The sequence below is a fragment of the Pseudomonas sp. NFX224 genome (assembly GCF_048565165.1).
Taxonomy (GTDB): Bacteria; Pseudomonadota; Gammaproteobacteria; order Pseudomonadales; family Pseudomonadaceae; genus Aquipseudomonas.
Genome location: NZ_CP183416.1, coordinates 2,383,328 through 2,400,785, shown reverse-complemented (window position 1 = coordinate 2,400,785; position 17,458 = coordinate 2,383,328). Strand labels below are relative to the sequence as shown.

The window sequence follows — 17,458 nt, the reverse complement described above, 5'->3', positions numbered from 1 at the left end:
CAGCTCTCTCGCCACAGATGACGGTGCCGCAACATTTCTGTGCAACCGTTGCAAACCAATTTCCCGCATCGCCCGATTTTGGTGCTGTACTGCCTCCAGTAACCGGAGAAAGCGCCAGCACTGCTGGATGGCATAAGTCTTGCGCGCTTTCGAATACGCTTAGGGCTCGCAGGAGGCACGCCGTGTCGATTCATGTCGCATTGCACCACGTCACGCATTACCGCTACGACCGCGCCGTCGAGCTCGGTCCGCAGATCGTTCGCCTGCGCCCGGCTGCCCACAGTCGCACGCGGATACTTTCCTATGCGCTGAAAGTCTCGCCCGAGCAGCATTTCATCAACTGGCAGCAAGATCCGCAGGGCAATTATCTGGCTCGGTTGGTGTTTCCGGAAAAGACCGACGAGCTGCGGATCGAAGTCGACCTGCTGGCCGAAATGGCAGTCTTCAACCCCTTCGATTTCTTCCTCGAACCCTACGCAGAAAAAATCCCGTTCGCTTATGCCGCGGACGAGCGCAAGGAATTGGCGCCGTACCTGGAAACCTTGCCCCTGACGCCAACATTCAAGGCCTATCTGGACGGCATCGATCGCACGCCACTGCCTGCCGTGGATTTCCTCGTCGCACTCAACCAGCGCCTGAGCGAAGACATCGATTACCTGATTCGCATGGAACCGGGCGTGCAAACCCCCGAGTTCACCCTCGAACAGGCTTCCGGCTCGTGCCGCGACTCCGCGTGGCTGCTGGTGCAACTGCTGCGCAACCTCGGGCTGGCGGCACGTTTCGTTTCCGGTTACCTGATCCAGTTGACCGCCGACGTGAAAAGCCTCGATGGCCCGTCCGGCACCGAAGTCGATTTCACCGACCTGCACGCCTGGTGCGAGGTGTACTTGCCCGGCGCTGGCTGGATCGGCCTGGATGCGACTTCCGGGCTATTCGCCGGTGAGGGACACATTCCGTTGGCCTGTAGTCCCGATCCATCCTCGGCGGCACCGATCACGGGTTTGGTGGAACCGTGCGAGTGCGAATTCAGCCACGAAATGTCGGTTGAGCGGATTTGGGAAGCGCCCCGCGTCACCAAGCCTTACACCGACGATCAATGGCTGGCGATTCAGGCCTTGGGTCGGCAAATCGACGCCGACCTGCTGGAAGGCGATGTGCGCCTGACCATGGGCGGTGAGCCAACCTTTGTGTCCATCGATGACCCGGACGGTGCCGAGTGGAACACGGCGGCGTTGGGTCCGGACAAACGCCGACTGTCCGCCGAACTGTTCCAGCGCATGCGTAAACGCTACGCGCCGCAGGGGCTGGTGCATTTCGGTCAGGGCAAGTGGTATCCCGGTGAGCAGCTGCCGCGTTGGTCGCTCAATTGCTACTGGCGACGCGACGGTGTGCCAATCTGGCAAAACAACGCGCTGATCGCCGATGAGCAGGAAGATTATGGCGCCAATGGCGAACTGGCCGGGCGTTTTCTGGCGAGCGTCGCCGAACGCCTGAAAATTCCGACACGCTTTGTGTTTCCGGCCTACGAGGACAATTTCTATTACCTCTGGCGCGAAGGCACTTTGCCGCAGAACGTCAGCGCCGAGGATTCTCGTCTTGAAGAGCCGCTGGAGCGTGCGCGTCTGCGCAAAGTCTTCAGCCAGGGTCTGGACAAGGTCATCGGCCAGGTGCTGCCGCTGGCGCGCACCGCCAAGGGCGATCAATGGCAAAGCGGTCGCTGGTACTTGCGCGACGAGCATTGCCGCCTGGTGCCAGGCGATTCGCCGCTGGGCTACCGCTTGCCGCTGGGTTCGCAGCCTTGGGTGAAAGCGGCGGAATATCCGTTTATTCATCCGCAAGACCCTAATCAGGAGTTCCCGCCGCTGCCTGACGCGACACAACTTCAAAGCCAGGGCGTGGCTGCCGTTGCTGAAGATCGAGCGCCGAAGATCGACGAGTCTGCCGACTGGCTGACTCGCACTGCGTTCTGCGCTGAGGCACGGGAAGGCCGGTTGTACTTGTTCATGCCGCCGCTGGAGCGCGCTGAGGACTATCTGGAACTGGTCGCGGCCATCGAAGCTACCGCCGAAGAATTGCGTTGCCCAGTGTTGCTGGAAGGCTATGAGCCGCCGAGTGATCCGCGCCTGGGCAATTTCCGCATCACCCCGGATCCGGGCGTTATCGAAGTCAACGTGCAGCCGTCCACAACGTGGGACGAGTTGGTCGAGCGCACCGAGTTCCTCTACGAAGAAGCGCGCCAGACGCGACTCACCACCGAGAAATTCCTCATCGATGGTCGGCATACCGGCACCGGTGGCGGTAACCATTTCGTACTGGGTGGTGCGACACCGGCTGACTCACCGTTTCTACGGCGTCCGGATTTACTGCGCAGCCTGATCAGTTACTGGCATAACCACCCGTCATTGTCCTACCTGTTTTCCGGACTGTTCATCGGACCGACGTCCCAGGCGCCGCGAGTCGACGAAGCGCGCAACGATGCTTTGTATGAACTGGAAATAGCCTTCGCTCAGATGCCTGAGCCGGGCGAAGAGTGTGCCCCGTGGCTGGTCGACCGGTTGTTGCGCAACTTGCTGATCGATGTCGCCGGCAACACCCACCGTGCCGAGTTCTGTATCGACAAGCTCTACTCACCGGACGGTGCAACGGGTCGTCTTGGGCTACTGGAATTGCGCGCCTTTGAAATGCCACCCCATGCGCGCATGAGCCTGGCGCAGCAGCTGTTACTGCGGGCGTTGGTCGCACGCTTCTGGCGCGAGCCTTATGCGCCGCCGAAACTGGCTCGCTGGGGTACGGAGCTGCACGACCGGTTCCTGTTGCCGCATTTTATCGAACAGGATTTCGCCGATGTCGTCGTCGAACTCAACGCCGCCGGTTATCCGGTGCGGGCCGAGTGGTTCGCGGCGCATCTGGCGTTTCGTTTTCCCAAGGTCGGCGATTACGCCGTCAGCGGCATTGCACTGGAACTGCGTCAGGCGCTGGAGCCGTGGCATGTGCTGGGCGAGGAGGGCGCGGTCGGTGGCACGGTACGTTACGTGGACTCGTCCCTGGAGCGCTTGCAGGTCAAGCTCAGCGGCATGCCGCCGCAACGCTATTTGCTGACCTGCAATGGCGTCCCGGTGCCATTGCAGCCGACCGGGCGTGTAGGCGAATTCGTCGCTGGCGTGAGATTCCGCGCCTGGCAACCGGCCAACTGCCTGCAACCGACCATCCCCGTTCACGCGCCACTGGTGTTCGACCTGCTCGACACCTGGATGGGGCGTTCGCTGGGTGGTTGCCAGTATCACGTCGCGCATCCGGGCGGGCGCAACTACGAGACCTTGCCGGTCAACGCCAATGAAGCCGAGAGCCGGCGAATGGCGCGTTTTTTCCGGATCGGACACACGCCTGGGAAACTTCCTATCCCGATTCTGGAAATTAACGACGAGCTGCCGATGACTCTCGATTTACGACGTTTCTAAACCGTACGCGACGCTCGGATTTTTCGTCTATCCGGGCGTCATGAGCCTGCGTTAGTCTGACCGTTCCTTGCTGTCTGCCGAGCCTTCCATGCCTGACCTGCTAGACCGCTACCCGCTCACGGCGGGCACCTATCACGAACTGCTCGACGACAGCGGCGCCGTGCGCCCGCACTGGCGCCGACTGTTCGACCAATTGCAGCGCAGCACGCCAGCGCAACTGGTGCAGCGTCAGGCCCTGCTGACCCGGCAGATTCAGGAAAACGGTGTCACCTATAACGTCTACGCCGATCCCAAGGGCGCCGACCGGCCATGGGAGCTGGACCTGCTACCTCACGTGATTGCCGCTGACGAGTGGGAACAGCTGTCGGCCGGTATCGCCCAGCGTGCGCGATTGCTCAATGCCGTACTGGCCGACCTGTATGGCCCGCAACGCCTGATCGCCGAAGGCCTGCTACCGGCCGAGCTGGTGTTCGGCCACAACAACTTCCTCTGGCCCTGTCAGGGCATCAATCCACCTGACGGGGCTTTTCTGCATCTGTATGCGGTGGATCTGGCGCGTACCCCCGATGGTCGCTGGTGGGTCACGGCGGACCGCACTCAAGCGCCGTCCGGTGCCGGCTATGCGTTGGAAAACCGCACCATCGTGTCGCGGGCCTTTCCCGAGTTGTACCGCGACCTGAAGGTGCAGCATCTGGCCGGCTTCTTCCGCACGCTTCAGGAAACCCTGGCCCGACAGGCGCCGAGCGATGAAGAAGTGCCACTGGTGGTGTTGCTGACACCGGGACGGTTCAATGAGAGCTATTTCGAACATCTGTACCTGGCACGCCAGCTCGGTTATCCGCTGGTGGAAGGTGGCGACCTGACAGTGCGCGATGCCACGGTCTACCTGAAGACCCTGAGCGGTCTGCGCCGGGTTCACGCCGTCATGCGCCGGCTCGACGACGATTTCTGCGACCCGCTGGAGCTGCGCACCGATTCAGCCCTTGGCGTGCCGGGCCTGCTGGAGGCTGTGCGGCAGGGGCGGGTGCTGGTGGCCAATGCGTTGGGTAGCGGTGTACTGGAGTCGCCGGGGCTGTTGGGTTTCTTGCCGAAGATCAATCAGTTCCTGTTTGGTGAAGAACTGATCTTGCCGTCCATCGCTACCTGGTGGTGCGGCGAGGCGCCGGTGCTGGCGCAGGCACTGGAAAAACTGCCGGATTTGTTGATCAAACCTGCATTTCCGTCCCAGAGTTTCGCCCCGGTTTTTGGCCGTGACTTGAGTGAAAAACAGCGCCAGGAGCTCGCTGAGCGCATGCAGGCACGGCCTTACGCTTATGTTGCGCAAGAACTGGCGCAGCTGTCCCAGGCGCCGATCTGGCAAGCCGAAGGCGGCGTGCTGCAACCCCGGGCCATTGGCATGCGCGTGTATGCCGTGGCCAGCCGCGAGGGCTATCGGGTGCTGCCCGGTGGTTTGACCCGCGTGGCCGCCGAAGCCGATGCCGAAGTGGTGTCGATGCAGCGCGGCGGTGCCAGCAAAGACACCTGGGTGTTGGGCAACCGCTCGCCCAGCGGCGAACAATGGAAAGCCCAGCGCAATATCGGCGTACATGATCTGGTGCGGCGCGATCCGTATCTGCCGTCGAGGGTGGTGGAAAACCTGTTCTGGTTTGGCCGCTACTGCGAACGCTGCGATGACAGTGCCCGGTTGCTGCGGATCATGCTGGCGCGGTACGTGGATGGCGATGACCCGCAAGCCCTGCAAGCAGCGGTCGAACTTGGCGAGCGATTGATGCTGTTGCCCGAAGAAGGTGAACTGCCGGAACGGTTGCTGGCGGCAATCCTCGGTGATGACTGGCCATTCAGCCTGCGGTCCAACCTGCAACGCTTGCAGTGGGCGGCCTCGCAGGTACGCGGCAAGCTGTCGCGGGAAAACTGGCAGGCGCTGGTGGAGTTGCAGCGCGAAGCCATCGAGCTGGAAACCGATGAGCCGGATTTCGGCGAGTTGCTGGATTTCCTCAACCGTCTGGTGATGTCCCTCGCGGCGCTGTCCGGTTTTGCCCTGGACGACATGACCCGGGACGAAGGCTGGCGCTTTTTGATGATCGGGCGGCGGATCGAGCGTCTGCAATTTCTCAGTGGCAGCCTGGCGGCGTTTCTGCGTGGCGCCGGGGCTTTCGATCAGGCCGGGCTGGAATGGCTGCTGGAACTGGGCAACAGCAGCATCACCTACCGCTCGCGGTATCTGGCGGTGGCGCAATTGATTCCGGTGCTCGATCTATTGCTGCTCGACGAACAGAACCCGCACGCGGTGCTGTTCCAGTTGAAATTGGTAACCCGCACCCTGAAACGTCTGAATGACGACTTTGGCGCTCCGCGCGAAGCCGGGTTGCCGCAATTGGTCGAGCGGCTGGCCCGTTTCGATCTCGGCTGTCTGGAGAATCCGTTGTTCGGTGAAGCCAGCGTGCGTGCGGCGATCGATGGGCTGGCGGATTTACTGCAAGAGATTGCCGAGGCCAGCGGACAAGTCTCCGATCGCTTGGCCCTGCGCCATTTCGCCCATGTCGATGATGTCAGTCAGCGCACGGTGTCGGTCTGATGAGCGCCCATTACCAGATTTTCCACGACACCCATTATCACTACGACAGCCCGGTGTCCCTGGCGCAGCAACTGGCCCATTTGTGGCCAAGGGCATGTGCGTGGCAGCGCTGCACGGATCAGCAACTGCAGATCAGCCCGGAACCGACTGCGCGTCGCGATGAGCTGGACGTGTTCGGCAACCCGCTGACCCGGCTGGCGTTCGAGCGCCCTCATGACGAACTGTTGGTCAACGCCAGCCTCACGATCGAAGTGCTGCCCCGGATCGCGCTGGACTTCAATCTGTCCCCGGCGTGGGAAGACACCCGCAATGCGCTGACCTACAGCAGCCAGCCGCTGTCGCCCGAACTGCTCGAAGCCTGCCGCTACCGCTTCGAATCACCCTATGTGCATTTGAAGCGCAACTTCGTTGAGTTTTCCGAGAGTTGCTTCCCGGCGGGGCGACCGCTGTTGCTTGGCGTTCAGGCTCTGATGGAGAAGATATTCAGCGAGTTCACCTTCGACGCCGAAGCGACGCAGGTAGCGACGCCGCTGGTGGAAGTGCTGGAGCGTCGACGCGGGGTCTGTCAGGACTTCGCCCACTTGATGCTCGCTTGCGTGCGCTCCCGTGGCCTGGCGGCGCGCTATATCAGCGGTTATCTGCTGACCCAGCCACCACCCGGTCAGCCACGCTTGATCGGCGCCGATGCATCCCATGCGTGGGTGTCGGTGTATTGCCCGGTGTTGGGCTGGGTGGATTTCGATCCGACCAACAATGTGCAGCCAGCGCTGGAACACATCACATTGGCGTGGGGGCGGGACTTTTCCGATGTGTCACCGTTGCGTGGGGTGATTCTGGGCGGTGGTCATCACGACCCGGAAGTCCGCGTTACGGTGATGCCATTGGAGTAAAGAAGATCAACTGTAGGAGCGAGCAAGCTCGCTCCTATAGGGATTCGGGGCCTGATCAGATCATCCGGCCCGGAGGGTCTCAGGCGTCGGGCGCCTGGTCTTTCGGTGCATCAACATCATCTTCTGCCGCCACTTCACCCTCAGGGTTCAGTGCCGCTTCTTCAGCTGTAGCTTTCTTGCGCTGAAGCTTTTCCTCTTTCTTCTGCTCCTTGGCCAAGTCACGCTGGCGTTTGGCGAAGGAATAATTGGGTTTAGCCATGGGCGATCCTCTGGGGTCGAAGGTGAGGTTGAGCGGCGCGTATTCTGCCCTGTATCGGTGCCAAGTCGTTAGTCGGGTTTTTGCTCGACCCACTTCGGCGGTACGCTCGGTTGCCAGGCATCGAGAGCGTCGAGCAGCGTCTGTGGCGATTCGCTCACTTGCAGCATGTCACGGTGAGCCCCGCGAACGAAGCCTTCGCCGACGATGTGATCAAGAAAACCAGTGAGTTTGCTGTAGAAACCGTTCACTTCCAGCAAGCCCAGCGGCTTACCGTGGTAGCCGAGCTGACCCCAGGTCCAGACTTCGAACAGTTCTTCCAGGGTGCCGAGGCCGCCGGGCAACGCGATAAAAGCATCGCTGAGTTCGGCCATCCGCGCCTTGCGCGCATGCATGCCGTCGACCACTTCCAGGCGGGTCAGGCCGCTGTGGCCGATTTCCTTGTCCTTGAGGCTTTGCGGAATGATGCCGATCACTTCGCCACCGGCCGCCAGCGCGGCGTCGGCCACAATACCCATCAAGCCCACGGCGCCACCGCCATAGACCAGCGTCAGCTTGCGCGTGGCCAATGCCTGGCCCAAAGCCACAGCCGCTTCACGATAAGCCGGGTTGGTGCCGGTGCTGGCCCCACAAAATACACATACGGATGCTAAAGACATGCCTGACTCCATGGTCGATCAGGGCCACAGAGTAAAGGCAGGTGCTCGGCGCTCCAAGGACTAAACTCCCCGCTTGGGTGTTTCATAAGTGCCGCTGGCGCCACAGGCGTAGGCGGCGAGCAAGCTGCACAACAAGCTATTGAGGGACATGACAGAGGCTCCGTTGATTGATGACGATCTGATCATAGGGCCGGGCCAGACCCCTGGCTGGTAGATTCTTTCGATAGGTGTCATAGCCCGAAAGTTGTATACAATTTTTGATTCAAGTCATATGAACTTGCGAAGTTTTCAGGCAGTCTTCTGTCCATTCGCATTTTTCCCTAACCCTGCCTTGGAGATTCACCATGTTTGCCAAACTTGTTGCGGTATCCCTGCTGACGCTGGCCAGCAGCCAATTGATGGCTGCCGAGTGCAAAGTCACCGTTGACTCCACTGACCAAATGTCCTTCAACACCAAGGCCATTGAGATCGACAAGAGCTGCAAGACTTTCACCGTCGAACTGACCCACTCCGGCAGCTTGCCGAAAAACGTCATGGGCCATAACTGGGTGCTGAGTAAAGAAGCCGACATGCAGCCGATCGCCACCGACGGCCTGAGCGCCGGCATCGACAAGCAGTATCTGAAGGAAGGCGATGCTCGCGTGATCGCGCACACCAAGATCATCGGCGCCAAGGAATCCGACTCGGTGACCTTCGACGTGTCCAAGCTGGACCCTGCTGAGAAATACGGCTTCTTCTGCTCGTTCCCGGGTCACATCTCGATGATGAAAGGTACGGTTACCCTGAAGTAATCGAATAGCGCACATGAAAGAAGCGTCCACATGGGACGCTTCTTTTGTACCTGTAGGAACTGCCGCAGGCGGTGATCTTTTGATCCTGCTCTTGAACAAAATCAAAGGATCGCAGCCTCGTTTCACTCGACAGCTCCTACAGAGCCAGGGTGCAGCTTACGGCGCGAATGGCATCACACGCTTGTGGTGCGTCTTGTTGTAAGTGCTGACGATGATCTTGAACGCTTCCTCACGCACCGGCTGGCCATGCAGGAAAGCGTCGATCTCGGCGTAGGTCACGCCGTGGGACGCTTCGTCCGGCTTGCCCGGCGACAGATCTTCGAGGTCGGCAGTCGGGACTTTTTCCACCAGCGACTCCGGTGCACCAAAGCTGCGGGCAATCGCCCGGACCTGGTTTTTCACCAGGCCGCTGAGCGGTGCCAGGTCGCAGGCGCCATCACCGAACTTGGTGAAGAACCCCATCACCGCTTCCGCCGCGTGGTCGGTGCCGATCACCAGGCCGTGGGCCGCCCCGGCGATGGTGTACTGGGCGACCATGCGCATCCGCGCCTTGGTGTTGCCGAGCACGAAATCCACCGAGACCGCGTGCTTGCCTTCGAACGCCGCCACTTCATTGGCCAGGGATTTGACCGCCGGGCCGATGTTCACGGTGTGGCGTTCGTCCGGGTTGATGAAATCCACCGAAGCCTGGGCATCGTGTTCATCGAACTGGGTCTCATACGGCAGGCGCACGGCGATGAACTTGTAGCTGCCGTCACCTGTGCGCTGGCGCAGTTCACGCATGGCGCGCTGGGCCAGCAGGCCGGCGGTCAGGGAATCGACACCGCCGCTGATGCCCAGCACCAGCGTCTTGAGCCCGGAATTGACCAGGCAGTCCTGGATGAAGGTAATGCGTCGGGCGACTTCGGCCTCGAGGGCGGCGTCGTCGGCGAACGGCGGTTGAACCTTGAGCTGCTCAGCAATCTCACGCTGTACGGCTTGCATGAATTCACTCCTTGCTTGATGTGCTGGAAAGGGCGGCAGGAACCTGGAAAACGTGTCGCAAATAGGCGACGAAATTCGGATCTTTACAGTGAGTCTTGCCTGGCTCGTCGGAGATCTTCGCCACCGGCGCGCCGTTGCAGGCGGTCATTTTAAGCACGATGCTCATCGGTTCGACACCCGGAATGTCACAGGTCAGGTTGGTGCCGATGCCGAAGCTGACATTGATCCGGCCGCGCAGTGCCCGGAATATTTCCAGTGCCTTGGGTAGCGTCAGGCTGTCGGAGAAGGTCAGGGTCTTGCTCATCGGGTCGATGCCGAGCTTGTGGTAGTGGGCGATGGCTTTTTCCGCCCACAGCACAGGATCGCCGGAATCATGACGCAAGCCGTCGAAGAGCTTGGCGAAAAACAGGTCGAAATCGCCTAGGAAGGCATCGATGGTGATGCAGTCGGTCAGGGCGATCCCCAGCAAACCGCGATACTCGCGGACCCAGCAATCGAGGGCGGCAATCTGACTGTCGATCAAGCGCGGGCCGAGTTGCTGGTGAGCCATGATCCATTCATGGGCCATGGTGCCCAGCGGCTTCATGTCCAGTTCCCGGGACAGGTGTACGTTGCTGGTGCCGACGAAGCGGCCGGGGAAATCGTGCTTGAGCACGTTCACCACTTCTTCCTGCACGCGGTACGAAAAGCGCCGGCGCGTGCCGAAATCGGCTACCTGCAATTCCGACAATTCGTCGCTGCTGGCGTTGGCGGTGAGCCAGTCGAACTTGCGGTAGAGCTGTTCGCGGGCCTGCTCCAGGACGATTTCCCGGTAGCGATAGCGGTTACGCACTTCGCTGACGATCGCCAGAATCGGCACTTCGAACAGGATCACATGCAACCACGGGCCACGCAGGCGGATAAACAACTCGCCGTTTTCAATGCCGGTGTGAATGTAGCGCAAGTTGAAACGGAACAGCCCGAGAAAGCGCAGGAAATCCGGCTTCAGGAAGCTGATGCGCTCCAGGAAACTCAATTGGTCGGCGCTCAGGCTCAGTTCGGCCAGGCGCTCGATCTGGAAACGGATCTCCGCCAGGTACGGGCGCAAATCTTCACTGTTACGGCAACGAAACTCCCATTCGACTTCGACGTTCGGGTAGTTGTGCAGCACCGCCTGCATCATCGTCAGTTTGTAGAAGTCGGTGTCGAGCAGGTTCTGCACGATGCGATCGGCAAACACACTCTCGCTCATAACGGGGGTTCTCCACATTCAATAGAGCTAGTGGCGCATATCAGCGGTGAGGATTGCCAGCGTTTTTTGCGTTGTCAGTGGTCGCGGGGTGGTCAACCTGCTCCAGCATCCACTTCACAAAATCCCGCACCTTCGGCACTTCCGCCGAGTGCTCCGGATACGCCAGGTAATAGGCATCGGTGCTGGGCATTGCATGCTGCCAGGGAATGACCAGTTTGCCTTCGGCCAGTTCCTCTTCCACCAGAAAGCGCGGTAGCAATGCTACGCCGCAGCCGACTTGCGCGGCGCGGATGCACATGTAGAAGGTTTCGAAGCGCGGGCCGTGGTAGCTGTGCTCGGTGTGGTAGCCCTGACTGTCGAACCAGTCATGCCAGGCCTGGGGGCGCGAGGCGTTTTGCAGCAGGACCAGGTCGGTGAGTTGCGTCGGGTCGGTGAAGGGCTCGGCTGGCAGGCTGCCGGGAGCGCATACCGGCACCAGTTCTTCGCTGAACAGCTTCAGGCATTCGGTGCCGGGCCGTGAACCCTGGCCGAAGTAGAACGCCAGGTCGCTGCGGCCTTGCAGCAGATCATCGGCTTCTTGCTCGCTGCACAGGTCCAGGTGAATCGACGGGTGGCGCAGGCGCCAGCCTTTGAGCTTTGGCACCAGCCAGCGTGCGCCGAAGGTCGGGGGCGTCGAGACGCGCAGGACTTCGGTTTCGCCGCCGTAGGAGCGCAGGTAATGGGTCGACATCTCGACCTGTGTGAGGATTTTTCGTACTTCTACCAGGTACAAATCCCCCGCCGGGGTCATTTGCAGGCGTCGGCGCACCCGGCGAAACAGCAGGTGCTGCAGCAACTCTTCCAGTTGCGCGACCTGTTTGCTGACGGCGCTCTGGGTCAGGTTCAGTTCTTCGGCGGCCCGAGTGAAGCTCAGATGCCGGGTCACGGCTTCGAAACACTGCAGGGCAGCGATCGATGGCAAATAGCGTTTGTTCAGCATGGGCGGTCCTTTTGTTCTTGTCTCTTTTTTGCCAGCAATGCGCAGCATGAATAAACGGAATGATATCTCTCTTAATGGTCGTTTGTTGAGTAACCTCGGGGGCGCTAAAACTACAGGTCTGATCAGCCGTGATTTTCCGGCTGCACCCGTTCCGTTTTTTGCTTGAGGAGTGACCCATGGTTGCCGCATTGCTTGATCGTCTTGGTGTGAATCCGGCCCTGTACCAGAACGGCAAAGTGCCGGTGCATTCGCCGATCGATGGCAGCACGATTGCCGCCGTGAACTGGGAAGGCGCCGCCGAAGTCGAGCAGCACATCAGTCGCGCAGATCATGCGTTCGAACTGTGGCGCAAGGTTCCGGCGCCGCGTCGTGGCGAGTTGGTGCGTCAACTGGGCGACATCCTGCGCGAATACAAGGCTGATCTCGGCGAGTTGGTGTCGTGGGAAGCCGGCAAGATCACTCAGGAAGGCCTGGGTGAAGTTCAGGAAATGATCGACATCTGCGACTTCGCCGTCGGCCTGTCCCGCCAGTTGTACGGCTTGACCATCGCCTCCGAGCGTCCTGGCCACCACATGCGTGAAACCTGGCATCCGCTGGGCGTCGTCGGCGTGATCAGTGCGTTCAACTTCCCGGTCGCGGTCTGGGCCTGGAATACCACGCTGGCGCTGGTCTGCGGCAACCCGGTGATCTGGAAACCGTCGGAAAAAACCCCGCTGACCGCACTGGCCTGCCAGGCGCTGTTCGATCGCGTGCTGAAAAACTTCAGCGATGCGCCACTGCACCTGAGCCAGGTGATCATTGGCGGTCGCGATGCCGGCGAAGCACTGGTCGATGACCCGCGTGTCGCACTGGTCAGCGCCACCGGCAGCACCCGCATGGGCCGCGAAGTGGCGCCGAAAATCGCTGCACGTTTCGCCCGCAGCATTCTGGAACTGGGCGGCAACAACGCGATGATCCTCGGCCCAAGCGCCGATCTGGACATGGCCGTTCGCGCGATCCTGTTCAGCGCCGTTGGCACTGCCGGTCAGCGTTGCACCACGTTGCGTCGCCTGATTGCCCACGAATCGGTCAAGGAAGAAATCGTCACCCGCCTGAAAGCGGCCTACTCCAAAGTACGCATCGGTCACCCGCTGGAAGGCAACCTGATCGGCCCGCTGATCGACAAACAAAGCTTTGAAAACATGCAGGACGCGCTGGAGCAAGCGCTGAGCGAAGGTGGCCGGGTGTTCGGCGGCAAGCGTCAGCTGGAAGACAAATTCCCGAATGCCTATTACGTTTCGCCAGCCATCGTCGAAATGCCGGAGCAGAGCGATGTGGTCTGCCACGAAACCTTCGCGCCGATCCTTTACGTGGTCGGTTACAGCGACTTCAACGAAGCGCTGCGCCTGAACAACGCCGTGCCACAAGGCTTGTCCTCGTGCATCTTCACCACCGACGTGCGTGAAGCGGAGCAGTTCATGTCGGCGGTGGGCAGCGACTGCGGCATTGCCAACGTCAACATCGGCCCGAGCGGTGCTGAAATCGGCGGCGCGTTTGGTGGAGAGAAAGAAACTGGCGGTGGTCGTGAGTCGGGCTCCGACGCCTGGCGCGGCTACATGCGTCGTCAGACCAACACCGTGAACTACTCGCTGGAGTTGCCGTTGGCGCAGGGTATTACGTTTGACTAAATGCATCCTTTGAACCCATGAAGATCACTGTGGGAGCGGCGGTGCGCCGCTCCCACAGGTAAATGGTGTGTTGGTTAGGTTTCTGTTGGAGTCTGGCAATGCCGTTACGCGAAGAGTGTCTGTGGGAAAAACTGACGCCGCAAAGGCCTGACAACGCGGCGCTCAAGGGGGAAGTAAAGGTCGACGTCTGCGTCATCGGCGCCGGTTTCACCGGGCTGTCGGCGGCGGTGCATTTGCTGGAGCAGGGCAAGACGGTTTGTGTGCTCGAAGCCCATCGCGCCGGGCATGGCGGATCGGGGCGCAATGTCGGGTTGGTCAACGCCGGCATGTGGATTCCACCGGACGAGATCGAAGCCGGGTTTGGCAGCGAAGTCGGCAGCCAGCTCAACCGCATGCTGGGTGCGGCGCCGTCGCTGGTGTTCAGCCTGGTCGACAAGTACAACATCGATTGCCAGTTGCGCCGCGAAGGCACGCTGCACATGGCGCACAACGCCCGTGGCGAAGCGGACTTGCGCAGTCGTGAAGAGCAATGGAAGCGTCGTGGTGCGCCGGTGGAATTGCTCACCGGACAAGCCTGCGAACACGCTACCGGAACCAGGAAAATCGCCGCTGCATTGCTCGATCGGCGTGCGGGCACCCTCAACCCGATGGCCTACACCACGGGGCTGGCCAAAGCGGCTATCGGCCTCGGCGGCCAATTGTTCGATCATTCACCGGTGACCCAACTCGAAAGACAGGGCCAGCGCTGGTCGGTGCAAACCGCTCAGGGTTCGGTACTGGCCGAGCAAGTGGTGATCGCCTCCAACGCCTACACCGAGGGCGCCTGGACCGAGCTGCGGCGCAATTTTTTTCCCGGCTATTACTATCAAGTGGCGTCGGTGCCGTTGACCGAAGACGCCGCGCAACAAATTCTGCCCGGCGGCCAGGGTTCCTGGGACACCCGTCAAGTCCTGAGCAGTATTCGTCGCGATAAGGACGGGCGCCTGCTTCTTGGCAGTCTGGGTAATGGCAATCAGAAGCCAGCCTGGTTCCTAAAGGCGTGGGCCGATCGCGTCCAGCAGCATTATTTCCCCTACCTCAAACCGGTGGAATGGGAGTGCACCTGGACCGGTTGCATCGCGTTTACCCCCGATCATCTGATGCGCCTGTTCGAGCCGGCGCCCGGTTTAGTGGCAGTCACCGGCTATAACGGTCGAGGAGTGACCACAGGAACAGTCGTCGGCAAAGCCTTTGCCGATTACGTGTGTAACGGAAATCCTCAGGCGCTACCGATTCCCTTCGCGCCCATGCAGCCACTGGCCGGGGTGGGCTTGCGCAGCTGTTTGTACGAGGCAGGTTTTTCGCTGTATCACGCAGGCCAGTGCCTGCGGATCGTGATCTGATTGTTGAAATTTGTTGCGGGGAGCGGCGCTTTTTCGTTCAGCAGCTAGCCTGTAATGGTGCGGGTTGTAGCAGTCCCGCACCAGCAGTGTGCAGTTCGGTGACGTACGTTGTTACAGGCTGGTTGCACGCCGTTTGGTGCCGCGGTTGCAATGATGGCGCAGTGGGGTTGCGCCTCGAAAAAAATGCGGTTTCACCTTCCGCGGTTTAGACGGTTGCACGCCCAATGAAAATGGGTAAGAAACAGTCGAAATAACAATAAAGCAGCGACTTTTTTCAGAATAAAAAACCGATGGCACGGCCCTTGCTCTGAGCATTCAGTGAAGTCGCAGTGCCAATTAAAAAAAACCTTGGAGCACCACCTCATGTCCCAGACGTTTTACAAGAAAGGCTTTCTGGCCCTCGCAGTGGCTACTGCGTTGGGTGTTTCTGCGTTTGCTCAAGCTGATGTGAAAATCGGCGTAGCGGGTCCAATGACGGGCGCCAACGCAGCATTTGGCGAGCAGTACATGAAGGGTGCACAGGCAGCAGCCGATGCGGTGAACGCAGCGGGCGGCGTAAACGGGGAGAAAATCGTACTGGTCAAGGGCGATGACGCCTGCGAACCGAAACAGGCTGTGACGGTCGCCAAGGACCTGACCAACCAGAAAGTTGCCGGCGTGGTCGGTCACTTCTGCTCCTCGTCGACCATCCCGGCCTCCGAGATCTACGACGAAGCGGGCATCATCGCCATCACTCCGGGCTCTACCAACCCGCAGGTTACCGAACGCGGCCTGAGCGCCATGTTCCGTATGTGCGGTCGTGACGACCAGCAAGGCATCGTGGCCGGCGACTACATCGTTGACGTGCTCAAGGGCAAGAAGGTTGTCGTGCTGCACGACAAGGACACCTACGGCCAAGGCCTGGCTGACGCCACCAAGGCTCAACTGGTCAAGCGCGGCGTAACGCCAGTGCTGTATGAAGGCCTGACCCGTGGCGAGAAAGACTTCAGCACCATCGTGACCAAAATCCGCGGTGCCGGCGCTGACGTCGTCTACTTCGGTGGCCTGCACCCGGAAGCCGGTCCACTGGTGCGTCAACTGCGCGAACAAGGTCTGAAAGACGTCAAGTTCATGTCCGACGACGGCATCGTGACCGACGAGCTGGTGACTACTGCTGGCGGCCCGCAATTCGTTGACGGCGTGCTGATGACCTTCGGCGCCGACCCACGCCTGCTGCCAGACAGCAAGGCCGTGGTGGACGCATTCCGCAAGGCCGGTACCGAACCTGAAGGCTACACCCTGTATGCCTACGCTTCGGTGCAAACCCTGGCTGCCGCTTTCAACGGTGCCAAATCCAACAAGGGCGAAGAAGCGGCTGCCTGGCTGAAGAAAAACCCGGTCAAGACCGTCATGGGCGAGAAGACCTGGGACAGCAAGGGTGACCTGAAAGTCTCCGACTACGTGGTTTACCAGTGGGACAAGGACGGCAAATACCACCAACTGGAAAAACAGAAGTGATATGAGCAGCTGATTTGCCCGGCGCCTTGTGCGCCGGGCAATCCTGAAACATGTCCGTGCAGTACCTGTCTTTTCTCGTAGAGCTGCACACAACCGTGTTGCGCCGGCGGCTGAACCCCGGTCTGTCGCACCCGGCTTCTGTGCAGTCTCTCAAATGCGTGAGATTGCGTTATGGATGGTATTTTCCTGCAGCAACTGGTCAATGGCCTGACCCTCGGGTCGGTCTATGGCCTGATCGCCATCGGCTACACAATGGTCTATGGCATCATCGGCATGATCAACTTCGCCCACGGCGAGGTTTACATGATTTCCGCTTACCTCGCGGCGATCAGTCTGGCTCTGCTGGCTTACTTCGGTATCGAATCCTTCCCGCTGCTGATGCTCGGCACCCTGATCTTCACCATCGTCGTCACGGCGGTGTATGGCTGGGTCATCGAGCGTGTCGCCTACAAACCCCTGCGTAACTCCACCCGACTGGCACCGCTGATCAGCGCCATCGGTATTTCGCTGATCCTGCAAAACTACGCACAGATCGCCCAGGGTGCGAAGCAACAAGGCGTTCCCACGTTGCTGACGGGTGCGTGGCGTGTCGAGGTCGGCACAGGTTTCGTGCAGCTGACCTACACCAAGGTCTTCATTCTGGTCGCCGCGTTTGTCGGGATGGCCGCGCTGACCTACATCATCAAGTACACCAAGCTCGGCCGCATGTGCCGTGCAACCCAGCAAGACCGCAAGATGGCTTCGATTCTGGGGATCAACACCGACCGGGTGATTTCCTACGTGTTCATCATCGGTGCAGCGATGGCGGCCCTGGCCGGCGTACTGATCACCATGAACTACGGCACATTCGACTTCTATGCCGGCTTCATCATCGGGATCAAGGCGTTCACCGCCGCGGTGCTCGGCGGGATCGGCTCGCTGCCTGGCGCCATGCTCGGCGGGATCATTCTCGGGATTTCCGAGTCGCTGTTCTCTGGTCTGGTGAACTCGGACTACAAAGACGTTTTCAGCTTCTCGCTGCTGGTTCTCGTTCTGGTCTTTCGGCCCCAAGGCCTGCTCGGCCGTCCTCTTGTGTCGAAGGTGTAAGCG

At 60.4% G+C, this 17,458-nt stretch carries 13 protein-coding genes; 8 read left to right on the top strand and 5 right to left on the bottom strand.

Annotated features, from left to right (window positions below):
• The first annotated feature begins 182 nt into the window (after positions 1-182).
• The 3 genes from ACNYC6_RS10775 (at position 183) to ACNYC6_RS10765 (ending at position 6,923) form a co-directional block, all read left to right on the top strand.
• A complete protein-coding gene (locus ACNYC6_RS10775) occupies positions 183-3,458 on the top strand; it encodes a DUF2126 domain-containing protein (RefSeq protein ID WP_419712286.1) in 3,276 nt (1,091 codons plus the stop codon).
• An 88-nt stretch (positions 3,459-3,546) separates the two neighbouring features.
• Positions 3,547-6,033 carry a circularly permuted type 2 ATP-grasp protein gene (locus ACNYC6_RS10770; RefSeq protein WP_419712285.1) on the top strand — a complete coding sequence of 829 codons (2,487 nt, stop codon included), beginning with the start codon at positions 3,547-3,549 and terminating at the stop codon, positions 6,031-6,033.
• A complete protein-coding gene (locus ACNYC6_RS10765) occupies positions 6,033-6,923 on the top strand; it encodes a transglutaminase family protein (RefSeq protein WP_419712284.1) in 891 nt (296 codons plus the stop codon). Before ACNYC6_RS10770 ends, ACNYC6_RS10765 begins: the two co-directional genes overlap by 1 nt.
• A 79-nt stretch (positions 6,924-7,002) precedes the next feature.
• Here ACNYC6_RS10765 and ACNYC6_RS10760 read toward each other — a convergent pair whose 3' ends face one another.
• On the bottom strand, positions 7,003-7,182 hold the full coding sequence (locus tag ACNYC6_RS10760) for a hypothetical protein (RefSeq protein ID WP_419712283.1): 180 nt from the start codon (positions 7,180-7,182) through the stop codon (positions 7,003-7,005).
• Between the two features lie 68 nt (positions 7,183-7,250).
• A complete protein-coding gene (locus ACNYC6_RS10755; RefSeq protein ID WP_419712282.1) occupies positions 7,251-7,838 on the bottom strand; it encodes a TIGR00730 family Rossman fold protein in 588 nt (195 codons plus the stop codon).
• A 344-nt stretch (positions 7,839-8,182) separates the two neighbouring features.
• Between ACNYC6_RS10755 and azu the strand changes: the two genes are divergently transcribed.
• Entirely contained in the window at positions 8,183-8,629 is a 447-nt protein-coding gene (gene azu, locus ACNYC6_RS10750) for an azurin (protein ID WP_419712281.1), read from the top strand.
• 156 nt (positions 8,630-8,785) lie between these two features.
• Here the strand turns inward: azu and nadE are convergent, their stop codons facing one another.
• From nadE to ACNYC6_RS10735, 3 genes are read right to left on the bottom strand one after another with little or no spacing between them, the layout of a single operon-like run.
• Entirely contained in the window at positions 8,786-9,613 is an 828-nt protein-coding gene (nadE, locus tag ACNYC6_RS10745) for an ammonia-dependent NAD(+) synthetase (RefSeq protein ID WP_338584443.1), read from the bottom strand.
• A gap of 4 nt (positions 9,614-9,617) precedes the next feature.
• Positions 9,618-10,844 (bottom strand): nicotinate phosphoribosyltransferase, encoded by a 1,227-nt coding sequence (pncB, locus tag ACNYC6_RS10740; protein ID WP_419712280.1) that lies wholly within the window; start codon positions 10,842-10,844, stop codon positions 9,618-9,620.
• A gap of 40 nt (positions 10,845-10,884) precedes the next feature.
• Positions 10,885-11,823 carry a LysR family transcriptional regulator gene (locus ACNYC6_RS10735; protein ID WP_419712279.1) on the bottom strand — a complete coding sequence of 313 codons (939 nt, stop codon included), beginning with the start codon at positions 11,821-11,823 and terminating at the stop codon, positions 10,885-10,887.
• Between the two features lie 176 nt (positions 11,824-11,999).
• Here ACNYC6_RS10735 and ACNYC6_RS10730 point away from each other — a divergent pair, with 176 nt between their 5' ends.
• From ACNYC6_RS10730 to ACNYC6_RS10715, 4 genes are all read left to right on the top strand, one after another.
• Positions 12,000-13,490: an aldehyde dehydrogenase family protein gene (locus ACNYC6_RS10730; protein WP_419712278.1), complete on the top strand. Its 1,491-nt coding sequence runs from the start codon at positions 12,000-12,002 to the stop codon at positions 13,488-13,490.
• Between the two features lie 98 nt (positions 13,491-13,588).
• Entirely contained in the window at positions 13,589-14,872 is a 1,284-nt protein-coding gene (locus ACNYC6_RS10725) for an NAD(P)/FAD-dependent oxidoreductase (RefSeq protein ID WP_419712277.1), read from the top strand.
• A 363-nt stretch (positions 14,873-15,235) separates the two neighbouring features.
• Positions 15,236-16,369, top strand: coding sequence for an ABC transporter substrate-binding protein (locus ACNYC6_RS10720; protein ID WP_338584448.1), 1,134 nt, complete (start codon positions 15,236-15,238; stop codon positions 16,367-16,369).
• A gap of 171 nt (positions 16,370-16,540) precedes the next feature.
• Positions 16,541-17,455, top strand: coding sequence for an ABC transporter permease subunit (locus ACNYC6_RS10715; RefSeq protein WP_046819754.1), 915 nt, complete (start codon positions 16,541-16,543; stop codon positions 17,453-17,455).
• The last annotated feature ends 3 nt before the right edge of the window (positions 17,456-17,458 follow it).